The sequence below is a fragment of the Shouchella tritolerans genome (assembly GCF_025770735.1).
GTDB lineage: Bacteria > Bacillota > Bacilli > Bacillales > Bacillaceae_D > Shouchella > Shouchella tritolerans.
The window spans coordinates 50,870-72,189 of record NZ_JAODPB010000002.1; the positions used below are offsets into that span (position 1 = coordinate 50,870).

17 protein-coding genes, 2 pseudogenes and 1 CRISPR repeat array are annotated in these 21,320 nt (G+C 43.9%); of the genes and pseudogenes, 14 read left to right on the forward strand and 5 right to left on the reverse strand.

What is annotated here, in order from left to right:
- The first annotated feature begins 63 nt into the window (after positions 1-63).
- The 13 genes and pseudogenes from N6H06_RS06545 to N6H06_RS06605 all read left to right on the forward strand — a co-directional run bounded on the left by N6H06_RS06545 (position 64) and on the right by N6H06_RS06605 (position 15,476).
- Entirely contained in the window at positions 64-2,172 is a 2,109-nt protein-coding gene (locus N6H06_RS06545; RefSeq protein ID WP_263705904.1) for an alpha-glucuronidase family glycosyl hydrolase, read from the forward strand.
- Between the two features lie 503 nt (positions 2,173-2,675).
- The gene (gene cas3, locus N6H06_RS06550; RefSeq protein WP_263705905.1) at positions 2,676-5,099 is read left to right on the forward strand and encodes a CRISPR-associated helicase Cas3'; all 2,424 of its coding nucleotides are present in this window, start codon (positions 2,676-2,678) and stop codon (positions 5,097-5,099) included.
- 30 nt (positions 5,100-5,129) lie between these two features.
- Positions 5,130-5,825, forward strand: a complete 696-nt coding sequence (gene cas5c, locus N6H06_RS06555; protein WP_263705906.1) for a type I-C CRISPR-associated protein Cas5c — start codon at positions 5,130-5,132, stop codon at positions 5,823-5,825.
- Between the two features lie 28 nt (positions 5,826-5,853).
- Positions 5,854-7,776: a type I-C CRISPR-associated protein Cas8c/Csd1 gene (cas8c, locus tag N6H06_RS06560; RefSeq protein ID WP_263706330.1), complete on the forward strand. Its 1,923-nt coding sequence runs from the start codon at positions 5,854-5,856 to the stop codon at positions 7,774-7,776.
- Positions 7,757-8,620: a type I-C CRISPR-associated protein Cas7/Csd2 gene (gene cas7c, locus N6H06_RS06565; RefSeq protein ID WP_263705907.1), complete on the forward strand. Its 864-nt coding sequence runs from the start codon at positions 7,757-7,759 to the stop codon at positions 8,618-8,620. Before cas8c ends, cas7c begins: the two co-directional genes overlap by 20 nt.
- Complete coding sequence (gene cas4, locus N6H06_RS06570; protein ID WP_318527504.1) at positions 8,598-9,269, forward strand: CRISPR-associated protein Cas4; 672 nt, start codon at positions 8,598-8,600, stop codon at positions 9,267-9,269. Before cas7c ends, cas4 begins: the two co-directional genes overlap by 23 nt.
- Positions 9,270-9,360: 91 nt before the next feature.
- On the forward strand, positions 9,361-10,299 hold the full coding sequence (gene cas1c / locus N6H06_RS06575) for a type I-C CRISPR-associated endonuclease Cas1c (protein ID WP_318527538.1): 939 nt from the start codon (positions 9,361-9,363) through the stop codon (positions 10,297-10,299).
- 2 nt (positions 10,300-10,301) lie between these two features.
- A complete protein-coding gene (cas2, locus tag N6H06_RS06580; RefSeq protein ID WP_263705908.1) occupies positions 10,302-10,592 on the forward strand; it encodes a CRISPR-associated endonuclease Cas2 in 291 nt (96 codons plus the stop codon).
- A 164-nt stretch (positions 10,593-10,756) separates the two neighbouring features.
- Positions 10,757-11,055: a CRISPR direct-repeat array (repeat unit 32 nt; unit sequence GTCTCCCTCTGTATGAGGGAGTGGATTGAAAT).
- A 118-nt stretch (positions 11,056-11,173) separates the two neighbouring features.
- Positions 11,174-12,285 (forward strand): annotated as a pseudogene (locus N6H06_RS06585) (IS3 family transposase).
- A 466-nt stretch (positions 12,286-12,751) separates the two neighbouring features.
- Positions 12,752-13,075 (forward strand): TraB/GumN family protein, encoded by a 324-nt coding sequence (locus N6H06_RS06590; protein WP_263705909.1) that lies wholly within the window; start codon positions 12,752-12,754, stop codon positions 13,073-13,075.
- A 259-nt stretch (positions 13,076-13,334) separates the two neighbouring features.
- Positions 13,335-14,321, forward strand: a complete 987-nt coding sequence (locus N6H06_RS06595) for an aldo/keto reductase (RefSeq protein WP_263705910.1) — start codon at positions 13,335-13,337, stop codon at positions 14,319-14,321.
- A 462-nt stretch (positions 14,322-14,783) separates the two neighbouring features.
- Positions 14,784-15,234: pseudogene (locus tag N6H06_RS06600) on the forward strand (DDE-type integrase/transposase/recombinase); the annotation flags it as partial.
- An 80-nt stretch (positions 15,235-15,314) separates the two neighbouring features.
- On the forward strand, positions 15,315-15,476 hold the full coding sequence (locus tag N6H06_RS06605; protein ID WP_263705911.1) for a hypothetical protein: 162 nt from the start codon (positions 15,315-15,317) through the stop codon (positions 15,474-15,476).
- A 448-nt stretch (positions 15,477-15,924) separates the two neighbouring features.
- Here N6H06_RS06605 and N6H06_RS06610 read toward each other — a convergent pair whose 3' ends face one another.
- Positions 15,925-16,461 (reverse strand): MarR family winged helix-turn-helix transcriptional regulator, encoded by a 537-nt coding sequence (locus N6H06_RS06610; RefSeq protein WP_263705912.1) that lies wholly within the window; start codon positions 16,459-16,461, stop codon positions 15,925-15,927.
- 85 nt (positions 16,462-16,546) lie between these two features.
- Positions 16,547-17,356: an alpha/beta hydrolase gene (locus N6H06_RS06615; protein WP_263705913.1), complete on the reverse strand. Its 810-nt coding sequence runs from the start codon at positions 17,354-17,356 to the stop codon at positions 16,547-16,549.
- Positions 17,357-17,722: 366 nt separating this feature from the next.
- Between N6H06_RS06615 and N6H06_RS06620 the strand changes: the two genes are divergently transcribed.
- Positions 17,723-18,634, forward strand: coding sequence for a VOC family protein (locus N6H06_RS06620; RefSeq protein WP_263705914.1), 912 nt, complete (start codon positions 17,723-17,725; stop codon positions 18,632-18,634).
- 155 nt (positions 18,635-18,789) lie between these two features.
- On the opposite strand, the gene N6H06_RS06625 is transcribed toward N6H06_RS06620, so the two are convergent.
- Genes N6H06_RS06625 through N6H06_RS06635 form a run of 3 tightly spaced genes read right to left on the reverse strand, consistent with a single transcriptional unit; the run spans position 18,790 to position 21,235 of the window.
- The gene (locus N6H06_RS06625) at positions 18,790-19,563 is read right to left on the reverse strand and encodes an ABC transporter permease (protein ID WP_062747784.1); all 774 of its coding nucleotides are present in this window, start codon (positions 19,561-19,563) and stop codon (positions 18,790-18,792) included.
- Positions 19,560-20,498 carry an ABC transporter ATP-binding protein gene (locus N6H06_RS06630; RefSeq protein WP_263705915.1) on the reverse strand — a complete coding sequence of 313 codons (939 nt, stop codon included), beginning with the start codon at positions 20,496-20,498 and terminating at the stop codon, positions 19,560-19,562. Before N6H06_RS06630 ends, N6H06_RS06625 begins: the two co-directional genes overlap by 4 nt.
- Complete coding sequence (locus N6H06_RS06635) at positions 20,495-21,235, reverse strand: MerR family transcriptional regulator (RefSeq protein ID WP_263705916.1); 741 nt, start codon at positions 21,233-21,235, stop codon at positions 20,495-20,497. The genes N6H06_RS06630 and N6H06_RS06635 overlap by 4 nt, the downstream gene beginning before the upstream one ends.
- Positions 21,236-21,320: the final 85 nt, after the last annotated feature.

The following is a 21,320-nucleotide window of genomic DNA, read 5'->3' on the forward strand; positions in this document are numbered from 1 at the left end:
GCAAAAGGGACCAAAACGCAATAAGAACCTACTAAAATCAGAAGTAAGGAGGGTCACTTCTTTATGATCACACTTGTTTACCCGGATCAATCACCAAAGATACAATTTGCAATCAGTAAACTTAAAAAAACGTTAACCGAATTGGATCAAATATGGACTGTTGCCTTAAAACAAGATGTAGACACTCATAATATCATTGTGAAAAACAGAAAAGGACATACTAGAAATGGAGTTTCTGTTAAACCTTCACTAAGTTCAGAAGGTTTTCAGATTCGACATTCAGTTCTTGAGGGGAAATCTACTTTCTATATTCTATCCGGCGATGACTCTGGCGCTATGTATGGAATTTTTGAGCTTTGTGAACAACTTCAAAATCGGGGCCTTTCAAATATATGTGAATGTACCATGAACCCAAGATTTTCATTTCGTGCGTTGAAATTTAATCTTCCGTGGTCGTCTTATAGGAAAAATCACTCTTTTGACATACAAAAAGAAACGGTGCGCGACCTTACGTTTTGGAGATCATATTTAGATATGATGGCTGAAAATCGCTTTAACGTACTGACTTTATGGAGCATGCACCCATTTCCATATATGATTAAACCTAAAAACTTTCCAAAAGCGACCCCTTATACAGATGAAGAGCTAGCAGATTGGAAGCATTTTTGGACATCGTTATTCCAAATGGCAAAAGATCGTGGAATTGAAACGTACTTAGTGACTTGGAACATATTTGTCTCTGAATCGTTCCGTGAACACTACGATCCGAATTCGATTAGTGATGAGGAGTTTTATCATCATGGAGATGGATATTCGACGGATCCAATCAAACAATACAATCGTGAATGTGTGACACAACTGATCAATGAGTATCCAGATCTTACTGGCTTGAGCACGTCCTTAGGCGAAAGAATGAATGGCCTGTCTCCGAAAGAGCGTCAGAAATGGATTGAGGACGTTTACTATCAAGGTATGAAAGATGCCAACAGGCCTGTTAAGTATATTTATCGTGCTCCTTTTACTATTGATCCATCTATTACAAGAGAGGCCATTGAAAAAAATGATTTTCTGCCAGAACCAGTTTGGTTGGAATTAAAGTTTAATTGGTCACATGCCTATTCAACTCCAAAGCTACGAATCACGCACGGAGGTCGAAGTGATAAATTAACGGAATATTGGAATCCAGATCCGAAAAATTACAAAGTTGCATGGATGGCTCGCAATGAGGATTTTTTCACTTTACGCTGGGCGCAGCCAGACTTCATCAGAGAACATATTAAGGAAAATGGTCATGATTATGTAGGAGGATATTTTATCGGATCGGAGTGTTTCATTCCTGCCTATGATTATTCTCACTCACGGGAAAGTGATCATTTCCAATGGTCTTATGCGTTCGAAAAACATTGGCTATATTACATGTTATGGGGAAGGTTATTATTTGATCCTTCAACACCTGATGAAGTGTTCGCACAGGAGCTGGGACGCCGATATGGTCAATCGAATGGACGTCCGCTGCTTGAAGCATATTCAGCTGTTAGTAAAATGCCATTGGCACTTGCATCCTCTTTTTTAACCTTATGGGATTTTACTTTATATGCTGAAGGGTTTCTCTCGACGGATACTTCCGGATATAACTCAGGCAAAGCATTTATTTCGCTTGAAGATCTATTAAATACAAAGCCAATCGAATCAACATACCTATCTATTCGTGATTATGTAAATCGCAAAATGAATCAAGAATCGACTGAAGGATGGGTGACTCCGATTCAACTAGCTGAGACGTTGGAGAAGGATTCACAGCATAGTCTTGAATTACTTGCATCGATTGCGGATCATGATTCACCTGTTCTGTGCTGTGAAAAAGCGGATATTAAGGCTTGGGCTTACTTAGGATTCTATTTTGCTGATAAACTACGTGCTGGAGTTTGTTATCAAATGTACTTAGAAACCGGAGATGAATCTGAACGTCAAAAGGCATTACAGTGGTTAGAATCACCACATGCTATAAAGCACTGGGATGATCTTATTGAAGTGACTTCATCTCATTATGGGGAGCAGCCACTCATGCACTTAGGAAATACACCATTTTCGTGGAAGTTGTTCCGTCCACAAGTTTTGGGAGATATTGATTTTGTCCGTGGTGAGAAAAAGGAGGCATCTCAAAATCAATAAAACCATAAAAGGCCATAACTTTTTCAATCATACAAGACTAGAGTTACTGAAAGGTTGCTCTAGTCTTGTTTTTATATTCGATAAAGTCAGACAATTCTTACGTGGATGGGCTATCCTCGTAAAAGAGCCTTGAACATACTCTTTCCGTATTTAGTGTTCTTTAAAATGTAGATTTAGCGAATATCCATTTTTACTTTTTGTGATCTTATTTAACGAACTATTCTGACATTTAAATTAACTCGTGGACGGCATAAGAGAGATATTTATCTTTTCTCCATATTAAGCCAAGCGAGAAATGCAGGGGGTCTCTCAGTTTCACTGTGAGAAGCAGTCTCTCCCTAGGACAATCGATGTAGTTTTAAATTCCTTTATTATTGTAGCATTTTGTCATATAATGAAATATAATAGAATAATAGATTAATTCCAAAGTCTTGATAGTGTCACATTTTCCCATATATAAGCATGTATCTATTAAGGCTACCAACACAACTGGAAAGGGAGTGATGAATCTGGGATTTGCAGCTCATATTAGAGAGGCTGATCTTGCGGTTCAAACAGTCGGTGAGCATTCAGCAGAAACAGCGTTCTTGGCAAGGGAATTTGGCAGGAAGCTGCAAGTAAAGAACATGGCGGAACTTAGCGGTTTTCTTCATGACATGGGCAAATGGACGAGTGAATTCAGCGGTTATCTTCACAAGGTCGTGATTGACAAGGAACGATTGTCGCCCTACATTGACCATTCCACGGCCGGAGCGAGATATTTATATGAGAACTACTATATTCACGACGTCGGTAAACAGCCTGGGATCGAGCGATGGGCGCAAAATCTGGTCGTAGAGGTCGTTGGGATGGTAATTCTCTCGCATCATTCCGGTCTGCAGGATTTCATAGGGGAAGATGGTAAATCAGACTTTATCCGGAGAGTGCTTGAAAAGGAACTGCCCTATTATGAGGAAGTGGTTCGCAATTTTGAACAGTTCCATGAAAATACGGCCACGGTGAAACGCCTGATGCAGGAATCTACCCAGGAAATGCAGGATATTTTGAGCAAATTGCTGGAGCTACGCCGCGAGTTTCAACATTATCCCTTGCTACTCAGTCTAAGTTTGATTATGAAGACGGTATTCAGTTGTTTGATCGACGCAGACCGGACTAATACCAGAAGGTTTGAAGAAAATGATCATAGTCCGCTGCAAGTCAATGTTCAGTCTTTCTTTCAACAATCGTATCGACATCTGATGGAACAGGTGGAGAAGTGGGAGGCGGGTGGAAGCGAGAGCCGCATCGATGAATTGCGTAGCCGGATGTCCGCTCAATGTGATGATTGGGCGTCTCGCCCAACCGGCATATACACCCTGTCAATTCCGACTGGCGGCGGGAAGACGTTCGCGAGCTTGCGGTACGCCTTGAAGCATGCGCTGGAGGAACAAAAAGACCGCATCATCTACGTGGTTCCTTATACAACCATACTGGAACAGAATGCGGCTGCTATCCGGAAAATCATTCAAAATCAGACCAGCGTTCTGGAGCATCATGGCAATGTCATTGATGACAAACTGCTGGATCATGACTTTGATTACTATGGTCAACCCCTACATAAACAGCTGCAGTTGGCCAGGGATAACTGGGACTACCCGATTATATTTACAACGATGGTGCAGCTTCTGGATGCCTTCTATGCGAAAGGGACGAGAAAAGCCAGAAGATTACATAATTTGATGAACAGCGTCATTATTTTTGACGAGGTGCAGTCGGTACCCTTTCAGCATTATCATTTATTCAATGAAGCAGTGAACTTTCTCCACTATATTGGGGGCAGCAGTATCTTGCTGTGTACAGCCACACAGCCTGCCGTGGCTGATATGCGCTATCCGCTGCATCTCTCGACGAACCATGAAATGGTCGCAGATTTGGATCAGGTGGTCGAGGCATTCGAGCGTGTGGAGTTTCAATTGGAGGACCAGGCTCTTGCCGGTATGGATGAAGGGCGGTTGGCCGACTATGTGCAGCAGCTGTACGAGCGGCACCATTCGCTGCTTGTGATTCTGAATACCAAAAAGAGTGTACAGCAGTTGTTTGAAGCGATGACCGGAAAGGGCGCAAGACATGTTTATCACCTTAGCACGCTGATGTGTCCGGCGCATCGAACAGTTATTCTAGATGAAGTAAAAGAGAGATTAGAAACCGGTGAACCCGTTTTGTGCATTAGTACCCAATTGATTGAGGCGGGGGTGGATATTAGTTTTCAAGCTGTGCTGAGAGCGGTAGCTGGATTGGATTCGATTGCCCAGGCAGCCGGACGATGTAATCGTCATGGCAAGGAGGGTCGAGGTTATATCTATCTAGTCAATGTGTCCGATGAGTATTTGGATCGTGTGCCGGAGATCAAGCATGGCAAAGCCGTGACCATTGACTATATATTGAATGACCCTGATTACAGGCGCCGGTTGTTGCATCCTGATTCGATTAGGCGCTACTACCAATATTATTATCATCAGCTACATCATCAGAACCGGATGACCCATCCCAAGTTGCAGCGAGAGCTGATCGAATTGATTGACGAGAACAAGCTATTCAAGGAGTATCAGAAGACGATCCTGCCTTCCATGTATAAAACATTAGAAGCGCATTTTCAAGCGATTGATTCTCCGACAACCACCGTTCTGGTCCCTTATGGACGGGGAAAAGAAATTATCGTGCAATTGAATGAAGAGATCCGAGACTTGTCCATCTTCAATCAACTGATCAAGGAAGCTCAACAATACAGCATAAACGTGTTTTCACAAACATTGCTTGAGCTTGGCCAGACCAGTCTAGTTCATGCCTTATATGGAAAGAGCATCTATTATCTCGATGAACAGGCATACAGCGATGATTATGGACTGGCTGTCGATGGCGGCGGTTCGGCTGTCCTGTATTCCTATTAAAAACGGATTACATTAGAGGAGGTGTTTTACATGCGCAATCAGATTGAATACGTCGTCCATGGCAAATACGCACTATTTACCGATCCGATCACCAAGATTGGCGGCGAGAAATTTACCTATCAGGTGCCGACTTACGAAGCGCTCAAAGGAATAACGGAATCCATTTACTGGAAACCTAGCATTACGTGGATTGTCGATAAAGTGAGAGTCATGCATCCGATTCAGACCGAGGTAAAAGGGATGCGTCCGATCAGATATCATGATAACAAAAATGACCTCGCTTACTACACCTATTTGCGCAATCCGTGCTATCAGGTACGGGCTCATTTTGAATTTAATCAACTTCGACCAGATTTGAAAGCAGATTGGGTCGAGGAGAAGCATCATAATATTGCCAAACGCGCTGTCTTAAAGGGAGGGAGAAGAGATATCTTCCTTGGAACTAGGGAATGTCAGGGCTACGTCGAGTACGCTGCATTTGGTTCCGGTACAAGCTATTATGACAACTATGGAGAGATTGCCTTTGGTCCAATGTTTCACGGATTTAACTACCCAGATGAAACGGGCGGAACGAAGCTGGAAACACGTCTGTGGGCAGCCGAAATGGTTAACGGGGTGATTGACTTTCCGCCGCCAGAGCAATGTGAATGGGTTCGGCCGGTGAAGGAAATGGACAGAAAATCATTTGTATTGGGGCAAAATATGCAACTGATTACCAAGGAGTAGAAGGAAAGGAGGGAGGGCCGTGGCCTGGATGCAACAGCTTCAAACTATGTATGATAAAAACAGTGGTGAGGTAGGGGAGTTTGCCATTCGTCAGAAGCAACGCTTCACTTTGCTGCCGATTGCACACATGACGCAAGGGGTGCAAGTGACGATTACCGTAACGGCAGAAGGCGAGTTTTATAAAGCGGAAGTTGTGCCTAAGGAGGATTCGCGAACGATTACGCCGATGACGCTTGATTCGGCCAACCGCTCAGGGGAAAAGGTGGCTCCTCACTATATTCACGACAAGTTGTTCTATGTGGCGGGCGATTATATAAAGTTCGGCACTAACGCTAAGCGAAACAAAAACTTTGGGGAATACATGAAACAAATGGAAAAATGGGCGAGCTCTGCTTATGGCCATCACAAAGTCATCGCGGTCACAAACTACGTGACCAAGGGGCAAGTAATTCAAGATCTCATCGCAGCGGGATTGATCAGGCAGTATCCAGATGGGAAACTCATCGAGAAGTGGGACGACCGCGCATCTCAGGTACTGAATACGGATAAACCGCCGCTATATCAGCTGCTGCAGCAAACCATCTTCGATATTGGCGTCCGTTTTACAGTTGTCAAGCCGCATCCGGCAGATAGGGACATCTGGGAGGACAAAGAACTGTTCGAGCTTTTTATTCAATATACGAATGAGGTGCTGGCTAAGGATAAGGAAAGATTACTTTGTTATGCTACAGGTAAGTTAGATGGGAGGATGTTGCCTACCCAACATGGTTCGGGAATTCGCAATGCTGGTGACCGAGCGAAGCTGATTTCTGCAAGTTCCCCCCATACCTTCCGCGGCAAATGGAAAGAAGCAGAGGAAGCAGTTCAGATTGGTTACCACGCATCGCAGAAAGCGCATCATGCCTTACGCTGGCTGATTCAACGGCAGGGAAGTTATGTTGATTCTAGATATTTTGTTGTATTTAGGAAGCTCGGCGAAACTGCAACGGACGTATTTGCGTCGTCGCTGGATTTGCTGACGGCGCTGCAGAGTCCCGGCGAAAGGGAGGAAGATGCTGAACGCAAACGAGGTACAGGAATCGTTGAAGCCAATCAGGTGTCAAAGGCGCTACAAGGATTGGCCCACAGCTTCGAGAGCGATTTCTTTGACCAGACGATCGTCATGGCGCTGGATGCGGCCACGACAGGACGATTATCGATTGTCTATTACCAGGAAGTCGACAGTAAGCTTTACTTGAGCAATCTGAGGCATTGGCATGAAACCTGCCGCTGGCTGCAGACCACTAAAGAAGAACACAAAGTGATTACGTACATAGGTACGCCTTCTACTTACCGAATTTCCCAGGCTGTGTACGGGGAGAAAGCCGATGTAAGGATGAAGAAGGAATTGTACACCCGGCTGCTGCCTTGCATTGTCGAGAAACAGGCGATCCCTAAAGATATCGTTTACTCCATTTTCGAACGTGTGAAGAATCCGGAAAGTTTTAAAAATACGAAGGAATCATGGGAAGCTACTTTAAACATCGCTTCCGCACTGATCAATAAAATGTATGAAAAGGAGGGATTGAATGTGGCTTTAGACGTGAAGAATAAATCCCGTGATTATTTGTTTGGGCGTTTGCTGGGGATTGCGGAAGTGATGGAAAGCCGGATTTTGAGCGAGCAGAAAGAAAATCGCGCCACCAATGCAACGCGTTATTTCAATGCTTTTGCCAATCGTCCGGCCAGAACATGGCTGGTGATCCGCAAACAATTGCAGCCTTATTTCAATCGGATGGGGAAGAAGGCAACGCATTATCAGATTTTGATACAAGAAGTTGAAGCGTCGATCCGCGAGTTGGACATGAACAATACGGCATTATCACCGTTGTTTCTAATTGGTTACAGCAGTCAGGTTCAAGAATTATATAAAACGAAAGAGGTAGAGAAGGATGACAGTGCTGCAGAATAAAATTGATTTTTCGGTTGTTTTTACAGTAAACAAAGCCAATCCCAACGGAGATCCGCTGAACGGCAATCGACCTCGTCAGGATTTTATGGGCCATGGTGAAGTGTCGGATGTGGCGCTTAAACGTAAAATACGCAACCGGCTGCAAGACGAGGGAGAATCCATCTTTGTCCAGTCGGATGAACGAAGAAATGACAGCTATCGCAGTCTGAAGGATCGGGCGGAATCGGTTGAGGAACTGAAAAAGTTACTCAATGATACAAAGGGCGATGAAGATATCGCAGCAACGCTGGCTTGTCAGCAATGGCTGGATGTGCGGGCCTTCGGGCAAGTCTTTGCGTTCAAGGACAATAAATTATCCATTGGTGTGCGGGGGCCGGTGTCGATTCATACCGCAACCAGTTTGGACCCCGTAGACGTCGCCAGTATGCAAATTACCAAGAGTGTCAACTCCACCACTAATAAAAAGAATCCGGGCGAGAAAACCCCGGATACGATGGGGATGAAGCATCGGGTAGATTTTGGCGTCTATGTGTTTCATGGCAGCATCAATCCGCAATTGGCAGAGAAGACGGGATTCACCGAAGCCGATGCCGAGAAAATCCGGCAGGCGTTGATCACACTTTTCGTAAATGACGCCTCCTCTGCAAGACCCGATGGAAGCATGGAGGTTAACAAAGTGTTGTGGTGGAAGCATTCCTCCAGGATTGGCCAGTATTCGTCGGCCAAGATTCATCGCGCTCTAAAGATTAATAAACAAGCCGAACAGGTTCATTCGATTAACGACTATGACATCTCGATAGAAACATTGGAAGGCTTGGCATGTGAAGTATACGATGGTCTATAACGAAGACGACTTTCTTATGTTGTCCGGCATTCAACATTTTGTTTTCTGTCGCAGACAATGGGCGTTAATCCATGTTGAGCAGGAATGGCAGGACAATGTTCTGACACTGGAAGGTCAACTGGTCCATAAGCGAGCTGACAACGCCATGAGCAGGGAAAAGAGGGGCGAGCTGCTCATTGTACGAGCCCTCCCTCTTCAATCTGCAAGCTTGGAAATCAGCGGGATTTGCGACGTTGTGGAATGCGTTCAGCATCCTGAAGGCGTGCCGATTGCTGGAGAACAAGGAACTTATCGCGTTCATCCTGTAGAGTACAAACGTGGTAAAACCAAGATTCATGACGCGGATCGCCTGCAGCTAACTGCGCAAGTGATGTGTTTAGAAGAAATGCTCGTCCATCCGCCGATTCCCGTTGCTTATCTTTATTACAATGAGACTCGAAGACGCGAGGAAGTAACCATTACAGATGAACTCCGAAATAAAGTGCGGGACATCACAACGGAGATGCATCGCTATTTTCGACAGCGACATACCCCAAAAGTAAAGACGGGCAAGCATTGTCGACAGTGTTCGTTACGGCATATTTGTTTGCCCGAACTGTTGAATAAAGAGAAAGCCTCCGCCTATATAGAAAGGATGTTACGTTTGTGAAGAAGCTGCAAAATGTCATCTACGTGACGCTCCCGAATGTTATCTTGCTCTATCAGGCGGGAATATCAATCTGCTGGTTGATCATCAATCGATTGCGAAGGTCCCTTTGAACAACCTGGAGGGAATCTGTACATTTGGTCACCAAGGCATCAGTCCTGCACTGATGGAGGAATGCCTAGAACGAAAGATCAGCATTTCATTCTTCAACCAGAACGGCAGATTCCGGGCAAGAATCACGGGCACGATCGATGGCAATGTAACTCTGCGCAAGACACAGTATCGATGGTCGGATGATGAAGAGCTCAGTATAAATATTGCCCGAAATTTTATTATCGGCAAAGTATATAATACGATCCATATGCTGAAACAAGTCAGGAAGTCTCATGCCTTACGAATTGAGCTTGACACTTTGAATGAAACGATTGAGCATTTGAGCGGCAGGATTGACGAGCTGAAGCGGGTGGATAATCTAGAATCCTTGCGAGGGCTGGAAGGAGAAGCCGCATCCCGCTACTTTCAGATCTGGGATCATTTGATTTTGCAGCAGAAAGAGTCGTTCTTTTTCCACGGCAGGTCAAGAAGGCCGCCGCTGGATCGGACCAACGCTTTGCTTTCTCTAGCGTATAGCTTGCTGGCCAATGAAGTGACCTCCGCCCTTGAGAGCGTGGGGCTTGATCCTTACGTAGGTTTTCTGCATCGGGATCGACCGGGCCGAAGGTCGTTGGCCTTGGATGTAATGGAGGAATTGAGGCCTGTGATGGCTGACAGATTTGTCCTGAATCTGATCAACCGCAAGCAAATCCAGGCCAAAGATTTCAAGGTAAAGGAAAACAGCGCCTGTCTGCTCACCGATGAAGGGAGAAAAAAGTTCTTCCAGCTATGGCAGGAGCAGAAAAATGTTCAGATCGAGCATCCGTTTCTTAAAGAAAAAATTAAATGGGGCTTGCTACCGCACATCCAATCGTTGCTCTTGGCCAGACATGTACGCGATGATCTGGACGTTTATCCCCCATTTATGTGGAGGGGATAGCTTTGTTAGTGCTTGTAACCTACGATGTGGCAATTACAACAAACGGCGGAGCGACCAGATTGCGAAGAGTGGCTAAGATCTGTGAGCAATATGGTGTTCGAGTTCAAAATTCTGTTTTTGAATGCATTGTAGACGCGACCCAAAAAAAGAGGTTAGAAATGGATTTGATGAAGGTGATTGACCAGCAGTCTGACAGTATTCGAATCTACCAGTTGGGTAATCAATACCGCAATAAAGTGAATCACTTCGGCGCCAAGGAAACGCTCAATGTGGAAGACCCTCTCATCTTTTGACGGCGTTGGAAAACCTGAAGTGAACATGAAAACCTAGGGAGGTTTTCCGGAATTTTTCGCTGATTTGGCTGTTTTTGTCAGCGAAACATGGAACTTGAACACTCCAGGGTTGAGATTGACGCAACATCTTGTGTTATAGTGTTAGTGAATTACAAAATGTTGCGGTCTCCCTCTGTATGAGGGAGTGGATTGAAATGCTTTTTCCTTTGCAGTTTTGATATTGTGGCAAGGTCTCCCTCTGTATGAGGGAGTGGATTGAAATCCTCTGTTCTTTTCTACAACTAAGTTGTAGATTTCGTCTCCCTCTGTATGAGGGAGTGGATTGAAATATCAAAGTAGATTAAGTCGTTTACGTCAACGTCAAGTCTCCCTCTGTATGAGGGAGTGGATTGAAATTAGTTTCTATGCTGTTGGTAACGGGAGCCAAAAGCGTCTCCCTCTGTATGAGGGAGTGGATTGAAATGCTATGATGGTCGGTGCTGGCCATACGGTGGATCTGTGGATAGGTTACACTTAGTTGGACAAATCCTCTAAGGTCTACTAGACAAGATGGAATCATCTAATGAAGGGATTGGGATATCATGACTGAAGTCAAAGGTCGGCGAAGAAGTTTCACAGCCGAATTTAAGAAACCCGCTTGTGAAACTTTATGCTTCCGGAAAACCTAGAGCGGAAATCATCCATGAATATGAACTTGCTCCATCTGCTTTTGATAAATGGCTTCGTCAATACCAAACAAGTGGCGCATTCACAGAGAAAGAAAATCGCACGCCTGAACAAGAAGAGCTGATCCGCCTACGAAAAGAAAACCAGAGGCTTGCCATGGAGAATGATATGGGAGACTTGCGGCGCTGATCATGGGACGAAAAGAGACGTGATTTGTCAAAGTCACGAAATCTACCCAGTGGCTGCCATGTGTGCGATTTTGAACATCCCACGTAGCACGTTTTATTATGAAGCCAAGCAACGGGATCACGCGGAAGAGGAAGAACAGCTAACCGCAATCATTAGCGATGTTTTTCGTCAAAGCCGAGGGATCTATCGCCAGCGCAAAATCAAAAAAGAACTTAAAAAACAAGGGTGGACGGTTTCACGCCGCCGCATTGGCTGAATCATGAAGGCACAAGGACTTGTATCAACATACACGATGGTACAATTTAAGCCGACGAAATCCGTGTGCAACGACTCAGAAATAGGGAATGTCCTTGACCGGAAGTTCCAACAAGAAAAAGCGCTAACCGTGGTCGGCAGTGATCTAACGTATGTGCGGGTCGGTTCAAACTGGCATTCTATTTGTATCATCATTGATTTATACAACCGCGAAATCATCGGTTACAGTTCTGGTCCAAACAAGAATAAAGAGCTCGTGGAACAAGCCATGGCTAACATTCCCTATCTCTTACAGAAGATTGCTCTGTTTCATACCGATCATGGTAGAAAGTTTATCAATCACAAGATGGACCAAACACTAGTGACCTTTGGAATCGCCCGTTTGCTCAACAACAAAGGCACTCCGTATGATAACGCCGTCGCAGAAGCCACCTTTAAAGCGATTAAAATTGAGTTTGTATCGAGAAGGGTTTTCCCTAACCAACACGAACTTGACCTTGCTTTACATTGGTTTAACCATATACGCCTCCATGGTTCACTCGACTATCAATCGCCCATCGATTACAAAGCCTTGCACCTTTAAAAATTTGTCCAGTTTTGTGTTGACATTCCAAGAAGAATTGAATGTGCTTTTAAAAGACATTTTGACAAATGGTTAGAAAACGAATGAATTTAAAAACATTGACCCTCAAGTTGTTACGTTACTAATACGGGGGGACCATAACAGTCACAATGTCTTTGGATCAAAATGAGCCGAATTTGAGCCTGGAAATGTACAGTAAAAAGATGATAACGCATGTATTAAAAATGGTTCATTAATGTCTTCATTTTTGAAAAATTAAATCGTAAAATTGAATACTTCTTTTATGGAGCAGCTTTTTAATTGGAGGGAATATGATGGGATCTAATCATAAAAATCTTGGTGGAAGTAGGAATGCCAGCAATAATTTCGATACTACGAATGGTGGTTTTTTATGGAAGGTAACTAATAATGAAACAGTCATGTACGTATTCGGTACGATCCATCTAGGAGATGACTAAAGACACAAGTGCAAACACTGCAAAAGAACGTTCGACATTTCAAGAACTTGCCGAAAGAAACGGAACAAAGCGCTTTGGATTGGTTAAATAGAGATTACGAAGCGTTAAAAAAAATTCGTGAAGATTACGAAGAGGCGGGTATTAATAAAGAATATTTTGAGCAGTTAAATGATCAACGTAATCTAAAAATGTCAAAGAAGCTTGATCAAACCATACAGTTCAATCAAGATCAGACATTCTTTGTCTTTGTGGGTACATTTCATGTCATTCTTGAACCAAGTATCCCTACATTATTAGAAAAAGAGGGATATAGAGTAGAAAGAATTTTATAATCTATGTGGACGTTATACGTGTTAAATTTTCATCTACAATCCGTTTCATATCATTTAATAAGAAACCGGTCTAAGCTGCATGATTTGGCTGACATGGTTCAAACCAATTTCATAAGTTCCTTGTCTTTCAAGATTGATAATCTTGAAAGGGTTAGTCCTTCCTATGCTTGTTAAGGAAGAAATATCCTACTTATGGGAGGTTTAAACCTTAAGATGAACGGTAAAAGATGCATATGAATGAAACGGAGGAGAATGACACATGAAGCACATAAAAGAATTACTGACCCAAAAAATAGGACTTGGAACAGCACCACTTGGTAATATGTTTCGTGAAGTGCCAGAAGAAGAAGCCCAAGCGACGATCAAAGCAGCCTGGAATGCAGGCATTCGTTATTATGACACAGCACCATTTTATGGGGCAGGTCTGGCAGAGCTTCGTTTAGGGAAGTTTCTCTCCAAGCAAAATCGAGATGACTATGTTTTAAGTACAAAGATCGGTCGCGTCATTGAAGACGAAACGGAGGAAAAAGAAGGCCTCTTTACGAATGGTCGAACCAATAAAATGACAACAGACTACTCTGCAGAGGCTACGCACACCTCCATTGATCAAAGCATGGAAAGACTGCAGACCAATCGTCTGGACTTTGTGTTTGTACACGATCTGTCACCTGATTTTCATGGGGACGAATGGATCGCCAAATTTGAAGAAGCGCGAACAGGTGCTTTCCTTGTACTTGATGACTTACAGAAACAAGGTGTCATAAAAGGATGGGGTCTCGGTGTAAACACAACAATCCCAATTGAGCTTGCCCTTCAACTTGAAGAAGTGCATCCAACTATTAGTTTACAAGCAACCCAATACACCCTTCTTGATCATGAAGACACACTGCGCAGAATGATGCCTGAAGTCGAGCAATCGAATTCAGCCATTGTTGTAGGTGCACCGTATAGCTCGGGAGCCCTACTTGGCGGAGATCACTATAACTACGGTGAGATCCCACGAGACGTTCAAACGAAAATCAACAAAGTAACAGAAGTAGCAGAGTCTTACGGCGTCAGCCTAAAAGCAGCAGCGCTACAGTTTTCAACAGCGCATCCAGCTGTAGCTGCGGTCATTCCTGGATCAACGAGACCCGATCGCATTAAGGAAGACCTCGAAGCCTTACGAGAGAAAATCCCAGAAGCGTTCTGGCAGGAATTAATTGAAAAACAACTCATCTCAGCGGTCGCACCATTGCCGTTGTAAAGGAAAGAGACATCCAGTGTTTGTGCTGGATGTCTTTTTATCTGAAAGGAACGATTCAAAACCTAACAAAAAAGGAGACGCGTTGCTCATGGTAAAATCTTAAGCTAGGCATTAGTCGCAACAGGCTGTTTTCTTCCCGCTTGTGAATAAGATTTCGCACTGGGCAAGAAGGAATGGTATCTTATTTACAGATAATCTTACGAACGACAATTGAACTGTAAAAAAATATATTCGGGCACATGCTGCGAGAATCTAATTCACGTTCGTTTAAGTTTTCTTGAGGTGCACTGGAAATTGGGTATAGGTATGAGCTAAAGCAGAATTTTTCAACTAACCATAACATGTCTTATGAAGAAAGAATGGCTACAGTATATACCGATGTTATAGCTGAAAAAGAAATTTATTTCTCGAAATGGCTTTCAAAATTCGTAGATTCTTCAATTTAGTTACATGAAGGCATAAGGACTTGTATCCACCTATACCGTGGCTCCATTTAAATCAATGAAATCCGTGTGCAGTGAATCGAAAATAGGGAATACCCTTGATCGGAAGTTCCAACAAGAAAATGCGCTAACGTATGTACGGGGCGGTTCAAACTGGCATTATATTTGCATCATTATTAATCTATACAACCGCGAAAGCATCGGTTAAGTTCTGGGCTAAACAAGGACAAGGAGCTCGTGGGACGAGTCACCGCTAAAATTCCATATCCTTTACAGGAGATTGCTCTGTTTCATACCGATCGTGGTAGAGAGTTATCAATCACAAGATGGACGAGACACTAGCCACCTTTGGAATCGCCCGTTCGCTCAGCAGCAAAGGCACCTCGTATGACAACGCCGTCGCAGAAGCCACCTTTATAGCGATTAAAATTGAGTTTGTGTCGAGAAGGGTTTTCCCTAACCAACACGAACCTTGCTTTATTTGAATTGGACTCAGGACCGGGTGGTATTTGGGGTTGACTATATCAATCGGGGAAAATAAAGCGGCAAGGTGCTGCGGTATATTAAAGAGCTCGCCTATGCTCATCCGGATCAAGTAACAGCCACAGCCGGCAATCAGGAGGAAATGATGCTCGATTATTACCGGTCAGGGGACAAGCTGTGGCCAGTCATGGCGGCCGCGAACGTTAGAGAACCTGAACGAAGCTCTTAATCGAGCGTAAATGGATGAGTACATAGAGTGGCTTGGCGAATTATCCCTCATCTATCAGGACGACCATTTTATCTATATCCATGCGGTAAATCCTTATGAACCGTTGGACTAGTAGAGCTGGTATATTTTGTGGATGACGGAATCGGAGTTCTACAGTATAGTTGGGGAAACTTTGTTTATCCTCACAGGTAGCAAGCCGGTTGTTCATGGCCATACCCCCATGGAAAAAATCTATTGTGATGGCATTCATCTCAATGAGGATCTTGGATGCAACCCACTTACTATCAAAGAAGCACGAGTAAAGTGGATACTAAGGGCAAGGCGCTTTGTTGTTTTTCTACTAGCAGTTGCACATCCCGCAAGGATTAAATGCGCCGAGCTTGGTCCTGCGGGATGCCGTCTGATCGAACGAACAAACTTGTTTATGGGATCCCCTCTGCTCACTTTCTTACATAGGTGAATCTGGTTTACTTTGATCATCAATTTTTACAAGCTTTCGCGGCTCTTGTTCTTTTTTACCGTACCAGAGCAATACATCGGCGAATAAATCTAAAATACGGATGAAATTTTCCTTGTCTTCCTCTGAAATTTTGTCTGCGTATTGAAAGATTTCCTCAAAGCAGAGCTTGTAAACAAATCGCGTATATTGTTCGTACACTTCGCGTCCTTTGGCAGAAGGCTTAACATAAATATCTTTACGATTTCCGCTTAAGTGATACTTTTCCAGTAAGCCTTTTTCTGTTAGGTGTTTAACATTCTTTGAGAACGTGCTGCGGCTGACTCCAAGGCGCGCAGCCATTTCGGACATTTTCTCATCCTTCTCCTCAGCCTCTAGAATATACTCTAAAGTTTGAATCTGTGATGCGGAAAATGTTATATCTGTGCCATAGCTTCGCTGCTGCTTATAAGTATTGGAATAGGCGTTACCATACTTAATGATCTTCTCAATAAGGGCTCGATGCTTCCCCATCCATTCTAGTTTCATTAATAAATCCCTTCCATAGTTAAATCGTGTTCCTTTAGAAAGGATCATAACATATTCTGATTACGTATTTCACAGACCTTTACAATTAGATACGTTTCTCTAGCCACGCAATGGCTTCTGCAATGACTTCATCGCGGCTCGGCTCGTTGAAGATTTCATGCATCAAATGAGCATAAATTTTTAAAGATTTATCAGCGGATGCGATATCTCCATAAAAATCACGGGAATCCTGCTCGCTGACAAGGCCGTCATTCGCACCATGCATGACAAAGACCGGATCAACGAAATCTTCAGCATACTGCTTTAGCCACGCTACACCCTCACCTAAACTATTAAACAGATCTACGGAAATTTGCTTTTCTACAAGCGGGTCATTCGCATAGGCCGCTACAACTTCAGGGTCGCTGCACACTCCGCTGCCAAGTTCATTCGGAAGATAAATGCCCGCGGGAAGAGCAAGCGGGAGTTCCCCTGCAACCTGGGTATTATAGCGGGTAAGTGCTCCCGACAACACGATTCCTTTTACTTTGCCCGGGTATTTAGTACCAAATGCTGCTGAGGCAAAGCCACCCATACTATGTCCAATCACAAACACGGGTATATTGGCGCTTTCCTGCAATGCTTGATCAACTATTACATTAACGTCATCAATAATTTGGTGAAAGTTGCTATAAAATGTGCGTTTGCCTTCTGATCTGGCATGGCCGCGGTGATCAAAACGGTATACATTGAAGCCGCGCGTATTTAAGTTTTCCGTCAAATAGTCGTAGCGTCCGGCGTGCTCACATAAGCCATGAACAATGACGACGGCAGCCCTCGCATTGTCTACCAAATTTTTTACAAAGTAAAGCTTTGTACCATCAAAGGATGGGACAGTAGTTTCAATAGAATCCATGAGTCATGTCCTCCTTTTGTATCCAGTTAAAATAAAATTGTTTCTTACAGAAATAATTTTATCATCAACAGCATAGTTTGTATATAAGAAAATGAAGCGGTTACAAAAAACGTTATCCGCGCAGTGAGATTGATCGCATCGGCTAATGTTAATGTGGTTGCTTAGAACGGATACTTACTGAAACAAGTATAAGCAGTTTGCAGTTGCTTTACAGACCATTTTTGGTGAAAGTTAGTTAATCTGCATCGCTATCGAAATGCGAGTAAGACATAGGAAAGATAGCAACTGAAAAGAAATCCTCATTTGTCACTTACGATAAACTAGAGACCAGAACAAGTTTGAAGGGACAAATGGAGGAGGGATTACATGAACAATCAGCAAATTGTTCCGCATTTATGGTTTGATAAGGAGGCTGTAGAGGCAGCGGAATTTTATGTTTCGATTTTTCCAAATGGCAGGATCACAAATAGGACAACAATTCGAAATACGCCTTCAGGAGATAGCGACGAGGTTTCTTTTGAAATTGCAGGATATTCATTTATGGCGATAAGCGCTGGACCTTATTTCCAGTTCAATCCGTCGATTTCATTCTTTTTGAACTTTTATCCTTCCAAAGATGAAGATGCCCGGGAAAAGCTTGATGAGCTGTGGGGAAAATTGTCTGAGGAGGGTACAGTGTTGATGCCGCTTCAGAAATACCCATTCAGTAAGCGCTACGGTTGGATACAAGATAAGTATGGTGTGACATGGCAACTTATCCTGTCTGATCCTGTTGATGAGGAACGTCCTTTTATTATTCCGGCGATGATGTTTGTCGGAGATATGTGGGGCAAGGCGGAAGAAGCTAGAGACTTCTATGCCTCGGTATTCGCAAATTCACGCCTCGGCGAAATTGAGCGTTACTCGGCAGGTATGGAACCTGATAAAGAGGGGACGGTCATGTACGCAGACTACCAGATTGGAAATCAGTGGTTTGTCGCTATGGACAGTGCAGAATCCCATGCTTATCGTTTTAATGAAGCGATCTCTTTGTTAATCTGTTGCGAAAACCAGGATGAAATTGATTACTATTGGGACAAACTATCAGCCGACCCGAAAGCAGAGCAATGTGGCTGGTTGAAGGACAAGTATGGTGTCTCGTGGCAAGTGTGGCCGACCGTTCTGGGAGAGATGATGCAGACGGGGACGAGAGCGCAGCAAGATCGTCTTACTCAGACCTTTCTTCAGATGAAAAAATTTAATATTGAAGAGCTGAAGAACTCATTTGAAGGGAACTAAATGCAAGTTCTTGTAAAAAGGAACGCCACCATTTGGTGAATGCTCTCCATCCATATTACAACGGAGATGCTATTCACTTAAATGGTGGTTCTAGGCGTTCAGGCATGGTGAAATTTACGTCGATACGTGATTTTTTTCCTTGATCCTTCGTTTGTTCAAATCAACCGCTGATAATGGCGAAATGCTCCAACAACAAGCAGACATGAAGCTGCAAAGAGAAGAGCCAGGTAACTTCCGTGTTGTAGTACAAGGCTCCAATCCGGCTGAGCGCCAAGCACCTCCCGTCCTGCTTCAACCGCCCAATTTAGCGGGTTGAAACGGGCGATGACCTCAACCCAATGGGGCACTAATTGCAAAGGCATAAACAAGCCTGACAGAAACAATAAAGGCATCGTCGCAAAGCTGACGGCAGCCGTTAAGCTAGATTCGTTGCGGACGATCAACCCAAGTGAGATGGATAAGGCGCCCATCGCAAGCCCTAGCAGCACGGCAATCAAGATGAGCTGGACAATGCCTAACAGTCCTCCACTAAAGCTGGCCCCTAGTATCGCGGCGACACCAATCATAAGCGCAGCCTGAAAGGATAAGGTCAATGCATCTTGCAGTAAAGAGCCGAGCAGCAAAGCAAGACGACTTATCGGTGAAATCAACAACCGGTCAAGCACTCCATCTTTGTAGTCGCTCAGTACGCCCATGCCGCTGTATGCCCCAGCCATCATCGTGCTCATCATCACAATCCCTGGCCCAAGATAATCGATATAAGAGCTGGCAGCAAAACCAGGAATACTCCCTATGCTGGAAAAGACATGGCCGAACAGAATCATCCACAACATTGGCTGTACCACTGTTATGATTAATACAAACGGGGAGCGGAGCAAGCCTCTCAAATAACGCATGAATACCCATCCTGTATCCGTAAACAGCTTCATGAAGTCTCTTCCTTCCTTAATGTTTTTCCTGTATACAACAAGTAGGCATCACCAAGATCAGGTCTTGATACCTTAATAGAATCTACTGGTATATGTTGTTTTTCCAGTAGTCTGATAACATTAGGGAGCTTCTCAGCTCCGTTCTCTGTGACGACATGCAATGTGAATTCATCTTGGGTTTCCGGCTGTTGAACGTTATAAGCTGCAGCGAGCACTTGCGCAGCCACTTGAGCTTCTCGGCATTGGATCGTAATCGTGTCCCCGCCAACCTTGTTTTTCATCTCCTCTGGCGTTCCCTCAGCAACGATTCTGCCTTCATTCATAAATGCGATCCGGTCAGCTAGCTCGTCGGCTTCTTCCATATAATGAGTCGTCAGCAAAACCGTCATACCAGCATCGCTTTGCAACTGCTTGATCATTTGCCACAGCTCCGCACGAGATTCGGGGTCAAGTCCGGTAGTCGGTTCATCAAGAAAAAGAAGCTTCGGGCGATGAATAATCCCCATTGCGAGGTCCAGCTTTCTTTTCATCCCGCCAGAGTAATGTTTGCTCAGTCGATCGGCAGCCTCTTGCAAATGAAAGACAGTAAGCAGCTCATTTACTCTTTCTTTAAGCGCCTTCTTAGGCAGGCCGTAAATTCTGCCTTGCAGCATTAAGTTTTCCCTTCCTGTTGCTGTCGGATCGACGCCTGAGTTTTGGGCGACACATCCGATCGTTTGTTTATTGATTTTGGAAGAGCCAAAATAGCGGATTTCCCCTTGATCGGCTGATGCCAAGGTGGTCAGGATGCGAAACGTTGTTGATTTGCCAGAACCATTCGGTCCTAGCAAAGCATAAATGTCTCCTTCTGCTATCGTTAACGACAAATCTTGAATCGCTTTTCTTTTTTTCCCGTACGTTTTTCTAACCTTTTTCAACTGAATCGCTGCATTCATGCGTTCGATTCACCTGCCTTTCTTTCCTTTTCCTTGATCGCTTCTGTAATAAAATCAACCACTTCCTTGGTCATCGGATAAAACATAACACCGTTACTTTCCTCTTTTATTGCGTTCCAGGCATTGCCTAAAAATTCGTCATCATGCCCAAACATTTCATAGGTTCCTTCCATCCAGCGTTCAGCAAGTTTTTGGGCGATCGGAGAGTCAGGTCGTTCATGGATGTTTTCCCGGATTTCATAAATAAGCGCTACCCACCGATCCAATTTTTGCTGATCCATATTAACAGACAGCATTTTTTCTTGCTGCTCCCGGCTCATATACCGATCGAGCACTTTTATTGCTTCTCGTTCACCTTGCTGAAACATTTGCATAACGCCAAAAATTAGGGGCCAATTCACCTGTTTTTCAATCTGAATTGAATATAAAATCCCTTGCAATGAGCGTTGAAGATCATCCAGCCTTTTCTTTTCTTCATCAACCATTAACAGCTGCTCGGTAAGCGCTGTTTCCCACGATGGGGGAGGTTCCCTCAGAATAAACTGAATTTTTTCTAAGGAGAATCCTAAATACTTTAACGATAAAATTTGCTCCAAACGCATTACTTCTTGATCGCCATACAAACGGTGGCCGCCTTCAGTGGCGGCAGCAGGTTTCAGCAAGTCAATCTCGTCATAGTAGTCAAGTGTTCTAACTGTAACGCCTGTTTTTTTGGAAAGCTGGCCGATTGTGTACATTACTAGCCTCCTTCAAATCTAAGTGATTGGATTTATTATAAAACAGCACGTAACGTGGCGTTCAATCCCTAATTTTCATTTTGAA